The organism is Streptomyces sp. B1866 (assembly GCF_031932565.1).
Lineage (GTDB): Bacteria > Actinomycetota > Actinomycetes > Streptomycetales > Streptomycetaceae > Streptomyces.
The window spans coordinates 1-12733 of the sequence record NZ_JAVSCF010000189.1 but is presented as its reverse complement, the minus strand read 5'-3'; the positions used below and the strand labels follow the sequence as shown (position 1 = coordinate 12733).

7 protein-coding genes and 1 pseudogene are annotated in these 12733 nt (G+C 71.9%); 7 read left to right on the top strand and 1 reads right to left on the bottom strand.

Annotation, left to right across the window (positions count from 1 at the left end):
* Nucleotides 1–238 precede the first annotated feature (238 nt).
* From RKE29_RS21750 to RKE29_RS21730, 5 genes and pseudogenes are all read left to right on the top strand, one after another.
* A complete protein-coding gene (locus RKE29_RS21750) occupies nucleotides 239–1015 on the top strand; it encodes a thioredoxin domain-containing protein (protein ID WP_312007215.1) in 777 nt (258 codons plus the stop codon).
* A 97-nt stretch (nucleotides 1016–1112) separates the two neighbouring features.
* Nucleotides 1113–2252, top strand: a complete 1140-nt coding sequence (gene lgt, locus RKE29_RS21745; protein ID WP_312007214.1) for a prolipoprotein diacylglyceryl transferase — start codon at nucleotides 1113–1115, stop codon at nucleotides 2250–2252.
* A 233-nt stretch (nucleotides 2253–2485) separates the two neighbouring features.
* Nucleotides 2486–3220 (top strand): VIT1/CCC1 transporter family protein, encoded by a 735-nt coding sequence (locus tag RKE29_RS21740; RefSeq protein WP_312007213.1) that lies wholly within the window; start codon nucleotides 2486–2488, stop codon nucleotides 3218–3220.
* Between the two features lie 357 nt (nucleotides 3221–3577).
* Nucleotides 3578–8142: pseudogene (gene gltB / locus RKE29_RS21735) on the top strand (glutamate synthase large subunit).
* Complete coding sequence (locus tag RKE29_RS21730; RefSeq protein WP_312007212.1) at nucleotides 8135–9595, top strand: glutamate synthase subunit beta; 1461 nt, start codon at nucleotides 8135–8137, stop codon at nucleotides 9593–9595. The pseudogene gltB and the gene RKE29_RS21730 overlap by 8 nt, the downstream one beginning before the upstream one ends.
* A 106-nt stretch (nucleotides 9596–9701) precedes the next feature.
* Here the strand turns inward: RKE29_RS21730 and RKE29_RS21725 are convergent, their stop codons facing one another.
* Complete coding sequence (locus RKE29_RS21725) at nucleotides 9702–11051, bottom strand: tetratricopeptide repeat protein (protein WP_312007211.1); 1350 nt, start codon at nucleotides 11049–11051, stop codon at nucleotides 9702–9704.
* An 804-nt stretch (nucleotides 11052–11855) separates the two neighbouring features.
* Between RKE29_RS21725 and RKE29_RS21720 the strand changes: the two genes are divergently transcribed.
* Both RKE29_RS21720 and RKE29_RS21715 read left to right on the top strand, forming a co-directional pair.
* Nucleotides 11856–12347, top strand: coding sequence for a hypothetical protein (locus tag RKE29_RS21720; protein WP_312007210.1), 492 nt, complete (start codon nucleotides 11856–11858; stop codon nucleotides 12345–12347).
* 32 nt (nucleotides 12348–12379) lie between these two features.
* A complete protein-coding gene (locus RKE29_RS21715) occupies nucleotides 12380–12526 on the top strand; it encodes a hypothetical protein (RefSeq protein ID WP_312007209.1) in 147 nt (48 codons plus the stop codon).
* Nucleotides 12527–12733 lie beyond the last annotated feature (207 nt).

Genomic DNA, 12733 nt, shown 5'->3' with positions numbered 1-12733 from the left:
GGGGCGTCCGCCGGACCCGCCCGGGGCCCGGCGGTCGGCCGCGCCCGCCCGCCGGGCGGCACGGTCCGCCGACGCGGGGGTTCGGAGGGGCCCGCGACGGGTCCGGAGGGGAGCGGGACCCCGGGCCGGGGAGTCCGCCGCAGGCGCCCGGCAACCGCGTGCCGCCCGCCGTCCCCTATCCGGGGGAATCCGGGGCGGGAGGGCCCGGACCGGCCCGGCCGCCTCGTTAGTCGAGGGCGTGAGCCAGAGAAACCGAGACGGAAAGCGCAGCGCCCGCGAGCGGCTGCGGGAGCGGCAGGAGCAGGACCGCGCGCGCCGGAAGCGCAACCGGACGCTGGCGGTCCTCGGCGTCGTCGTCGGCGTCCTGGCGGTCGCCGCCGGCGTGGGCGTGCTCGCCGCGAGCGGCGGCGGGGACGACGACTCGGGCGGCCCGGTGACCGCGCCCCGCGGCGCCACCGGCAAGGACGACCTGGTGATCGCGGCGGGCAGCGCGTCCGCCCGGTCCACCCTGGCCGTCTACGAGGATTTCCGCTGCCCGGCCTGCAAGCAGTTCGAGGACTCCTTCCGCACCACCGTCCACCAGCTCCAGAAGAAGGGCCGGCTGCGGACCGAGTACCACCTGGTCACCCTCATCGACGGCAACCTGGGCGGCAGCGGCTCGCTGAAGGCGGCGAACGCGGCGGCGTGCGCCCAGGACTCCGGACACTTCGCCGCGTACCACGACGTGCTCTTCCGCAACCAGCCGCAGGAGTCGGACGACGCCTTCGGCGACAACGACCGCCTGATCGAGCTGGCCGGCCGGGTCAGGGGACTGGACACCGCGGACTTCCGGGCCTGCGTCCGCGACGGCCGGCACGACGGCTGGGTGCGGGCCTCGCACCGCGCGTTCTCCGACGCCGGCTACGGCTCCACGCCGACCGTCCTGCTCGACGGCAAGAACGTCTACGCCGACCGCAGCGACCCGCTCACGCCCGGGAAGCTGAAGAAGCGGGTGAACGCCGCGGCCAAGGGCTGACCAGCGTCGGCCCCGGGCCGCCGGCCGGCGCCGCCGACCCGTCGTCCCGGGGGTGGGTTGCCGGTCCGGTGGCCCGGCAGGGTAGCGTCGACCTGTCATGGACCTCGCTTACATTCCCAGCCCGTCGTCCGGTGTGATCCACCTCGGACCGGTCCCGCTGCGCGGTTACGCGTTCTGCATCATCCTCGGCGTGTTCGCCGCCGTCTGGCTCGGCGGACGCCGCTGGGTGGCCCGTGGCGGCCAGCCCGGCACGGTCGCCGACATCGCCATCTGGGCGGTGCCCTTCGGCCTCGTCGGCGGTCGGCTCTACCACGTCGTCACCGACTACGAGCTGTACTTCGGTGCCGGCCGGGACTGGGTCGACTCCTTCAAGATCTGGGAGGGCGGCCTCGGGATCTGGGGCGCCATCGCGTTCGGCGCGCTGGGCGCGTGGATCGGCTGCCGCCGCCGCGGCATCCCGCTGCCCGCCTGGGCGGACGCGGTCGCGCCGGGCATCGCCTTCGCGCAGGCGATCGGCCGCTGGGGCAACTGGTTCAACCAGGAGCTGTACGGCAGGCGCACCGACCTGCCGTGGGCCCTGAAGATCGACGCCGACCCCGACGCCGGGCGGCTGGCGGGCACGTACCACCCGACGTTCCTGTACGAGGCGCTGTGGTGCGTGGCCGTGGGCCTGCTGGTGCTGTGGGCGGACCGGCGCTTCCGGCTCGGGCACGGCCGGGCCTTCGCGCTGTACGTGGCCGCGTACACGGTGGGCCGCTTCTGGGTCGAGTACCTGCGCGTGGACGCCGCGCACAAGGTGCTGGGCCTGCGGCTGAACGACTGGACGGCGATCGTCGTGTTCCTCGCGGCGGTGGCGTACCTGGCGATCTCCGCCAAGCGGGTCCCGGGCCGGGAGGACGTGGTGGAGCGCGCCGCGGCCGGCGTCGGCGCGGCGCCCGCCCCGGTCGAGCGGCAGTCCGAGGGAGGACCCGTCGACGAGACCGCGCAGACCCCGGAGGGCGCGCAGACCCCGGAGAGCACGGAGAGTACGGACGACACGGCGGCCACCACGGAGGACGCGGAGAGCGCGGAGAACGAGGCGAGCCCGGCGGGTCCAAAGAGCGCGGAGGACTCCGCGGCGCCCGCCGAGGGCCCCGAGCCGACCGCGGACGGCGACGCTCCCGCGGCCGGGGACGCCTCCGAGCCGCCCGCCGGGGCGGAGGCCGCGGCCCGGGCCGCCGCGAGGCCGGAGGGCTGACACGGCAGCGGGCGCGCCGCCTCGACGTCGAAGGCCACCGGGACCGGATCGGTCCCGGTGGCCTTTGTCACGCCGCCGCCGGCTCCCTGGCCCGCGACGGCATCCGCGCAGGTCAGAGGGGTAAGTTCGGCCTTCCTTGCTGGCACGGGACGGGAATTCGCGCGTACCTTCGAAATGTTCCGGACAAGGGTCACCGCAGTCCGCGACCGACCTCGAAGGGAGCCAGGCACGCCATGTCCGTCGCCACCCGTACGGAGCAGCCCGCCCACGTCGCCCACCGCGACAACCACACCCACCGGGACGTGAACGGCGGCTGGCTGCGCCCCGCCGTGTTCGGCGCCATGGACGGCCTGGTCTCGAACCTGGCGCTGCTCACCGGCGTGGCCGGGGGCGCGGCCGACCGGAACACGATCGTGCTCACGGGCCTGGCGGGACTGGCCGCCGGCGCGTTCTCGATGGCGGCGGGGGAGTACACCTCGGTGGCCTCGCAGCGCGAGCTGGTGCTGGCGGAGCTGGACGTGGAGCGGGCTGAATTGCGCCGCCACCCCCAGGACGAGCTGGACGAGCTGGCGGCGGTGTACGAGGCGCGGGGCGTGGAGCCGCGGCTGGCCCGCGAGGTGGCGGCCCAGCTGTCGCGGGACCCGGAGCGGGCGCTGGAGGTGCACGCCCGCGAGGAGCTGGGCGTGGACCCGGACGACCTGCCGTCGCCGCTGGTCGCGGCGGTGTCGTCGTTCGGCGCCTTCGCGCTGGGCGCGCTGCTGCCGGTCCTGCCGTACCTGCTGGGCGCGGCGGCGCTGTGGCCGGCCCTGGTGGTGGCGCTGGTGGGGCTGTTCGTGTGCGGCGCGCTGGTGGCCCGGGTGACGGCCCGGACCTGGTGGTTCAGCGGGCTGCGGCAGCTGGCGCTGGGCGGTGCGGCGGCGGGGGTGACCTACGGCCTGGGCGCGCTGTTCGGTACGGCCGTGGGCTGACGTACAAGCTGACGTACCAGCAGACGCGCGCCGGCGCGGATGCGACGTTACTCAAGGGTTTCACGCTGTTAACGACCGGGCATAAGGCCCGAGCGCCGCGGGCAACGTCGCCCGCGTTACGCCGTGGCGACGACGGCTGCCCACGTCATTCCGGGCCATTGATCGCCCCCCTTTGCCAAAGAAGTCCACATGCTGGAACGTGTCATCCGCTTTGCGGTAAACGGGCCATCCTGTAACCTGCATGAAAACTTGAGCAGAGGGCCAGCGTCGTCCCTCGGTGTGCGCATATGCCAACGACGACGACCGGGAGAGCCGATGCGTGCCGTGCCCTCAACGGCCTACCCTGCCCGGCAGGGGATGTACGACCCTCGCTTCGAGCGCGATGCCTGCGGCGTGGGCTTCGTGGCGACCCTCACGGGTGAGGCCAGCCATCAGCTCGTCGAGCAGGCCCTCACGGTCCTGCGCAACCTGGAGCACCGCGGCGCCACCGGCTCCGAGCCGGACTCCGGCGACGGCGCCGGCATCCTGGTGCAGGTGCCGGACGCGTTCCTGCGCGGGTCGGTGGACTTCGAGCTCCCGGAAGCGGGCGCGTACGCGGTGGGCATCGGCTTCCTGCCCGCCGCCGAGGGCGACCGGGCCGAGGCCGTGCAGCACATCGAGGCTGTCGCCGCCGACGAGGGCCTGGCCGTGCTGGGCTGGCGCGCCGTGCCGGTGGCGCCCGAGCTGCTGGGCAACGGGGCCCGCGCCACCATGCCGTCCTTCGCGCAGCTGTTCGTCGCCGACCGGCAGGGCGGCGCGACGGGCCTGCCGCTGGACCGCAAGGCGTTCATGCTGCGCAAGCGCGCCGAGCGCGAGGCGGGGGTGTACTTCGCGTCGCTGTCCGCGCGGACGCTCGTGTACAAGGGCATGCTGACCACCGGGCAGCTGGAGCCGTTCTTCCCCGACCTGTCCGACCGGCGGTTCGCCACCGCCGTCGCCCTGGTCCACTCGCGGTTCTCCACCAACACCTTCCCGAGCTGGCCGCTGGCCCACCCGTACCGCTTCGTCGCGCACAACGGCGAGATCAACACCGTCCAGGGCAACCGCAACTGGATGCGGGCGCGCGAGTCGCAGCTGGCCAGCGACGTGTTCGGGGACAAGGGCGACAAGAGCCTGGAGCGGGCCTTCCCGATCTGCACCCCCGGCGCCTCGGACTCCGCGTCGTTCGACGAGGTGCTGGAGCTGCTGCACCTCGGCGGCCGGTCGCTGCCGCACGCCGTGCTGATGATGGTCCCCGAGGCGTGGGAGAACCACACGTCCATGGACCCGGCGCGGCGGGCGTTCTACCAGTACCACGCCACGATGATGGAGCCGTGGGACGGCCCGGCCTGCGTCACCTTCACCGACGGCGTCCAGGTCGGCGCCGTGCTGGACCGCAACGGCCTGCGGCCGGGGCGCTACTGGGTCACCGACGACGGCCTGGTCGTGCTGTCCTCCGAGGTCGGCGTGCTGGACATCGACCCGTCCCGGGTGGTGCGCAAGGGCCGCCTCCAGCCGGGCCGGATGTTCCTGGTGGACACCGCGGAGCACCGGATCATAGAGGACGACGAGATCAAGGCCGCCCTCGCCGCCGAGCACCCGTACCAGGAGTGGCTGGAGGCCGGCCTGATCGACCTGGCCGACCTGCCCGAGCGCGAGCACATCGTGCACACCCACGCCTCGGTCACCCGCCGCCAGCAGACCTTCGGGTACACCGAGGAGGAGCTGCGCGTCCTCCTCGCGCCGATGGCCAGGACCGGCGCCGAGCCGATCGGCTCCATGGGCACGGACGCGCCGATCGCCGCGCTGTCCGACCGGCCGCGGCTGCTGTTCGACTACTTCACCCAGCTCTTCGCGCAGGTCACCAACCCGCCGCTGGACGCCATCCGCGAGGAGCTGGTCACCTCGCTCGGCTCGGCGCTCGGCGCCTCGGGCAACCTGCTCCAGCCCGTCCCCGCGTCGTGCCGCAGCGTCACCCTGCCCTTCCCGGTGATCGACAACGACGAGCTGGCCAAGCTCATCCACATCAACGCCGACGGCGACCTGCCCGGCTTCAAGGCCGCGACCCTCTCCGGCCTGTACCGCGTCGCCCAGGGCGGCCCCGGGCTCGCCGCGCGGCTGGCGGAGATCTGCGTCGAGGCCGACGCCGCCATCGCCGACGGCGCGCGGCTGATCGTGCTGTCCGACCGGCACTGCGACGCCGAGCACGCGCCGATCCCGTCGCTGCTGCTGACCTCCGCCGTGCACCACCACCTGATCCGCACCAAGCAGCGCACCCAGGTGGGCCTGCTGGTGGAGGCGGGCGACGTGCGCGAGGTGCACCACGTCGCGATGCTCATCGGCTACGGCGCCGCCGCGGTCAACCCGTACCTGGCCATGGAGTCCGTGGAGGACCTGGTCCGCGCGGGCACCTTCCTGCCCGGGGTCGAGCCCGCCGTCGCGATCCGCAACCTGATCAAGGCGCTCGGCAAGGGCGTGCTGAAGGTGATGTCCAAGATGGGCATCTCCACCGTGGCCTCCTACCGCGGCGCGCAGGTGTTCGAGGCCGTCGGCCTGGACGAGGAGTTCGTCGACACGTACTTCCACGGCACCGCCACCAAGATCGGCGGCGCGGGCCTGGACGTCGTCGCCCGGGAGGTGGCCGAGCGGCACGCCAAGGCGTACCCGGCCTCCGGCATCGCGCCCGCGCACCGCGCGCTGGAGATCGGCGGCGAGTACCAGTGGCGGCGCGAGGGCGAGCCGCACCTGTTCGACCCGGAGACCGTCTTCCGGCTCCAGCACTCCACCCGCACCCGGCGCTACGACATCTTCAAGCAGTACACCGGCCGGGTGAACGAGCAGTCCGAGCGGCTGATGACGCTGCGCGGCCTGTTCACCTTCCGCGGCGACCGCACGCCCATCCCGCTGGAGGAGGTCGAGCCGGCCAGCGAGATCGTCAAGCGGTTCTCCACCGGCGCGATGAGCTACGGGTCCATCTCCCGCGAGGCGCACGAGACCCTGGCCGTCGCCATGAACCGGCTGGGCGCGAAGTCCAACACCGGCGAGGGCGGCGAGGACCCCGAGCGGCTGTACGACCCGGAGCGCCGCTCGGCGATCAAGCAGGTCGCCTCCGGCCGCTTCGGCGTCACCAGCGAGTACCTGGTCAACGCCGACGACATCCAGATCAAGATGGCCCAGGGCGCCAAGCCCGGCGAGGGCGGCCAGCTGCCCGGGCCGAAGGTGTACCCGTGGGTGGCCAGGACCCGGCACTCCACGCCGGGCGTGGGCCTGATCTCCCCGCCGCCGCACCACGACATCTACTCCATTGAAGACCTGGCCCAGCTCATCCACGACCTGAAGAACGCCAACCCCAAGGCCCGCATCCACGTGAAGCTGGTCTCCGAGGTCGGCGTCGGCACCGTCGCCGCGGGCGTCAGCAAGGCGCACGCCGACGTGGTGCTCATCTCCGGGCACGACGGCGGCACCGGCGCCTCCCCGCTGACCTCGCTGAAGCACGCGGGCGGCCCCTGGGAGCTGGGCCTGGCCGAGACCCAGCAGACGCTGCTGCTCAACGGCCTGCGCGACCGCATCGTCGTGCAGACCGACGGGCAGCTGAAGACCGGGCGCGACGTGGTCGTCGCCGCGCTGCTGGGCGCCGAGGAGTTCGGGTTCGCCACCGCCCCGCTGGTGGTCTCCGGCTGCGTCATGATGCGCGTGTGCCACCTGGACACCTGCCCGGTGGGCATCGCCACGCAGAACCCGGTGCTGCGCGAGCGGTTCAGCGGCAGGCCGGAGTTCGTGGTGAACTTCTTCGAGTTCATCGCCGAGGAGGTCCGCGAGCTGCTGGCCGAGCTCGGCTTCCGTACGCTCCAGGAGGCCGTCGGCCACGCCGAGCTGCTGGACACCACCCGGGCCGTCGACCACTGGAAGGCGCAGGGCCTGGACCTGGCCCCGCTGCTGTACGTGCCCGAGCTGTCCGAGGACGCCGTCCGGTACCAGGCCGTCACCCAGGACCACGGTCTGGAGAAGGCGCTGGACAACGAGCTGATCCGGCTGGCGGCCGACGCGCTGAACGCCGACAGCGCCGAGTCCGCCCAGCCGGTCCGCGCCCAGGTGCCCGTCCGCAACATCAACCGCACGGTCGGCACCATGCTCGGCCACGAGGTGACCAAGCGGTTCGGCGGCGCGGGTCTGCCCGAGGACACCATCGACATCACCTTCACCGGCTCGGCCGGCNCACCATCGACATCACCTTCACCGGCTCGGCCGGCCAGTCCTTCGGCGCGTTCCTGCCGCGCGGCGTCACGCTGCGCCTGGAGGGCGACGCCAACGACTACGTCGGCAAGGGCCTGTCCGGCGGCCGCGTGGTCGTCCGCCCGGACCGGGCCGCCGACCACCTCGCCGAGTACTCGGTCATCGCGGGCAACACCCTCGCCTACGGCGCCACCGGCGGCGAGCTGTACCTGCGCGGCCGGGTCGGCGAGCGGTTCTGCGTGCGCAACTCGGGCGCGACCGTGGTCTCCGAGGGCGTGGGCGACCACGGCTGCGAGTACATGACCGGCGGCCGCGCGGTCGTCCTCGGCTCCACCGGCCGCAACTTCGCGGCCGGCATGTCCGGCGGCGTGGCCTACGTGATCGACCTCGACCCCGACCAGGTCAACATCGAGCTGCGGGACGCGGTCGAGCCGCTGGACGACGCCGACAAGCAGTGGCTGCACGACGCGGTGCGCCGCCACCAGGAGGAGACCGGGTCGACGGTCGCGGCCGCCCTGCTCGCCGACTGGGACGCCGCCGCCAGCCGCTTCAGCAAGGTCATGCCGACCACGTACAAGGCCGTGCTCGCCGCCAAGGACGCCGCCGAGCGGGCCGGGCTCTCGGAGTCCGCGACCCACGAGAAGATGATGGAGGCGGCGATCAATGGCTGACCCCAAGGGCTTTCTGACCACCGGCCGCGAGGTCGCCGAGACCCGCCCCGTCGCGGAGCGGCTCAGGGACTGGAACGAGGTGTACGTCCCCGGCTCGCTGCTGCCGATCATCAGCAAGCAGGCCGGCCGGTGCATGGACTGCGGCATCCCGTTCTGCCACAACGGCTGTCCGCTGGGGAACCTCATCCCCGAGTGGAACGACTTCGCCTACCGCGAGGACTGGCGCGCGGCCAGCGAGCGGCTGCACGCGACGAACAACTTCCCGGAGTTCACCGGGCGGCTGTGCCCGGCGCCGTGCGAGACCGCCTGCGTGCTGGGCATCAACCAGCCCGCGGTCACCATCAAGAACGTCGAGGTCACCATCGTCGACAAGGCGTGGGAGACCGGCGACGTCACGCCGCAGCCCCCGGAGCGGCTGTCGGGCAAGACCGTCGCCGTCATCGGCTCCGGGCCCGCGGGCCTGGCCGCCGCCCAGCAGCTCACCCGGGCCGGCCACACGGTCGCCGTGTACGAGCGGGCCGACCGCGTCGGCGGGCTGCTGCGCTACGGCATCCCCGAGTTCAAGATGGAGAAGCGGCACATCAACCGCCGCATCGAGCAGATGCGCGCGGAGGGCACCAAGTTCCGCACCGGCGTGGAGGTCGGCCGCGACATCGACGCCGCCAAGCTGCGCAAGCGGTACGACGCGGTGGTCGTCGCGGCGGGCGCCACCGTGGCCCGCGACCTGCCGGTGCCCGGCCGCGAGCTGCGCGGCATCCACCAGGCCATGGAGTACCTGCCGCTGGCCAACAAGGTGCAGGAGGGCGACTACGTCGCTCCGCCCATCACCGCCGCGGGCAAGCACGTGGTCGTGATCGGCGGCGGCGACACCGGCGCGGACTGCGTCGGCACCGCGCACCGGCAGGGCGCCGCCTCGGTCACCCAGCTGGAGATCATGCCGCGGCCCTCCGACGAGCGCCCGGCGAGCCAGCCCTGGCCGACGTACCCGATGACCTACAAGGTCTCCTCCGCGCACGAGGAGGGCGGCGAGCGGGTGTACGCCGTGTCCACCACCCACTTCGAGGGCGACGAGGAGGGCAACGTCCGGGCCCTGCACCTGGTGGAGGTCGAGTTCGCCGACGGGCGGTTCCAGCCCAAGCCCGGCACCGAGCGGCGCATCCCGGCCGACCTGGTCACCCTGGCCATGGGCTTCACCGGCACCGACCAGGCCAACGGCCTGGTGGAGCAGTTCGGCCTGGCCCTGGACGCCCGCGGCAACATCGCGCGCGACGCGGACTTCGCCACCAACGTGGACGGCGTCTTCGTGGCCGGCGACGCGGGCCGCGGCCAGTCGCTGATCGTCTGGGCCATCGCCGAGGGCCGCTCGGCGGCCCGTGCCGTGGACCGCTACCTGTCCGGGCAGAGCACGCTGCCCGCCCCGATCCGCCCGACCGACCGCGCACTCGTGGTCTGACCTGCTGACGGTCCGCCCGTACGCTCCGGCGTACGGGCGGCCCCCCCGGGCACCCGCCGCGCGGCGCCCGCCCCTCCTCGTACGGCGGGACGGGCGCCGCGCGGCTTTACTTTCTGGGGGGCAAAAGCCTTGGCGGCACCTCGGCTTGCGCTCGCTCCCACAGGGCGCGCGCGGTATGGTTCCTCTTGAGGTGCGGGGCGATGGAGCGAAGCATTTCTGAGATGCGGTCGTCGCAACGTCCCGAATGAATTTGTGGGTACTCATCCAGTAGTCGGTGCCAGGTGACACAGGCTTCTTCGAGATGCCCGAGGCGTAGTTTGCGCTCAGCTAGAGTCCCGTTGAGGCGGATACGAGTCCGGCGCTGGCTATCAGGGCGCAAACGCTGAGATTCACTCAGCGACCTCACAGAGCCGCGCACGTCGCCCAACGCAAAGAGAACTTGCGACTGATGATACGCCAATGCGGGGCGATCGTAACCGCCGGTTAGCCGGTTTGGAGACTCGGCCTTCTCTATGGCTTTCTCTGCCTCTTTTAGCCGAGCAAAGGCGGCCCGCCGGTCACCGTTTTGCGCGGCTGCATGGGCCTGCTGTCCTGCCAAAAATGCGCGCTTGCGGTGGCTCATGTCAGGGGAGGATGCCGCCGCAGTATCGGCGAGCTGCATGGCAAGAGGCCCATGCCCCAAATCCACCGCTTGAACGCTCATTCCTCGCAAGATGGTTGAGTAAGTCAACTTGTCTTCTGCTGCTCCGGATAACTGTAGTGCTTTGACGTAATACCGTTGCGCCAAGCCATGAAGCCCCTCGTCTACAGCCATCCACCCCGTCAGATAACAAAGGTCCGCTGCCGCCGAAAGCATCTCTTTCCGCACGCTCTCAGGGGCATTTGCCCTCAAATAGGGGGCCACCATGTTCACAAGGAGGGAGGCGGCGAGCGGGCGCGCGTACCGGCCTCCGCGCTCATCATCCATCACGGATACGCGATTTGTGGCGTCAATGACCGATTCGACATCAGGAAGCCCAATTCGGCGAGCCCTGTCTGTCTGGACGGCCAACGCGCGCCCAGCGATTTCTTCCCATTGGGGGATCGTCAGTGTTGCAGCGAATAGGCCAGCGTTGAGAATTCGGCGCTGAGGGTCCATGTCACTCCCGGCTAGGGCGACCAACTCCACTAGGATATCTGCACACTCGTTCGGCTCGTCCTGCGAAGGGGGTAGCCCCAAGTCGGTGTAGGAGACTGTGCGGCCCAACTTTCTTGCAAGCGCCTCACGGATCAACGGGCGAGTCTCCTTGGCCGGTACATGCCCGTTGAGCCAGTGCACGACGGCTTGACGCGTGTACGTCGTCGGCGTGCGCCGCTCGGTGCCGAGACGGTTGACCTCCTCGGCCAGCCGTCGCGGGCTCCATCCAGTCTCCTCCAGCAGCGCTCGCAGTGCCGGGTTCGGCTCGCGGTTCCCCATGGCCCCTCTCCCGTGTTTGCACCCATGTGCAGGTCCCGTCCGCTGCACACGGTACCGGCCGGTGTGACGAGCCGGTTACATCAAGTGTGCAGTCGCCGACCGTGGGAGGGGCGCTCATGACTGATACCCCGTCAATGTCCGATGAACTCGAACGCCTGGTCGAGACCGCTCGGAACGTTGTGGACGGCCTTCAGGCCGCCGCCCGATCACTCCCACCGACGCCCGGGACCTTGCCCGTGCGATCCGGCGGGAGGTGAAACGGCTGTGAGCGGAACGCCGAGACACGAAAAGCCGACGCCGGCCGAGTCGCAGGAACAGGCGTTGAGACACCGGCGCCCCCGTCGCCGAAACCAGACCTTAGACCAGAGCGGAGAATCCGTGATTGGGCGGTTCGTTGTCGGCGTCCTCGTGTTCGCCGCATCGGCGGTAGTCGGATTTCTGCTGACTCTCGCGTTCACCAGTCGCCAGTGATCTCCCGGCTACCGTCAGATGACCCCTTTCCCGCCAGGAAAGGCCCGTCGAAAGGAAGTCTCATGAGTGGACCGATTGAAGTTCACCAGACCAGACGCAAGGGCAAGACCACGGCCGCCCGAGCGGCGGATGCGCCGTCCGGGGGTGGCTGGGCGTGGCCGTGATGACGATCCGGGTGTACCGGCTGGACCCGGTGACCGGCGAGCAGTCGGAGATCAGCTCGTGCTCCGTGCGGGGTGAGCCGAGTCGTTCGTTCGCTCCGGCGTCGTGTGAGTGGCCTCGGTGCGAGTGCCCCCGGTGCCGGGCCAAGGCCACCGGCCCGGAGGGGGAGCGGTGAGCGGGCTGGTGCCGCTGCCGTGGTCCACGGTGAACGGCACGCCCTGCTACACCGTCCCGCCTCCGGACGGCCACGGCCCCGGCCCGGTGGGCGCGCTGGCGGACGCGTGGGAGGACGCCCAGGTGCTGGCAGCGCGCGACGTGCTCGGCGCTGCCCAGCTCTGGCTCGCCTCGGGCGTCGGCGTGGACGGCGGGCGGTTGCGGGCGGGGGCGGTGCGGCTGGTGTGGGCGCTGGTCCGGGTGGTGCGGGTGGCCGAGATGCGGGGCAAGCGGCTGGAACGGGTCGACCCCGGGGAGGCGGCGCGGGTGGAGATGGCGCGGGTGCTGCTGGGGCACACCGAGGACCTGATCGTCACCGGCAACGCCGAGACCTGTCAGATGCGGTACGTCCTGGCACGGCTGGCGGAGTGCCTGACCGCCCTGGTCGAGATCGCTGAGGCCCGGGGTGCGGTGTGCCCGGCGAGACGACCGAATGGCATCGCCCGGTGAACTGCTTCCGATGACTGAGAAGAGATGCAGACATGCCGTGTCAAGTGCCCCTGGGCGGCGCGTGCTCCGGGTGCGAGGAGTGCGACCCGGACATCTTCACCCCCGGTGAGGAGATCTACCAGGGCCCGGACCCCGAAGGAGAGAACGGGAAGTATCCCCGGGGCCCGCACCCTCACTGACGTCCCTCGGCAGGGACCGGTCGAGTCGAGCGAGACGCTCGGACCCCCGCCCCGCCTGCCCGTCGTCGCGCGGCCGGATCCGCGCACCGGGCGCCGCCGCCCCCGTCGGCGGTGAGGGACACCGGGGCCGACGTGTGCGAGAGGTGGGCGCAGGCACACGTCGGCCCCCCGGCCTCGCCTGTCCGCTCACTCCCCCCGACGGGCGGG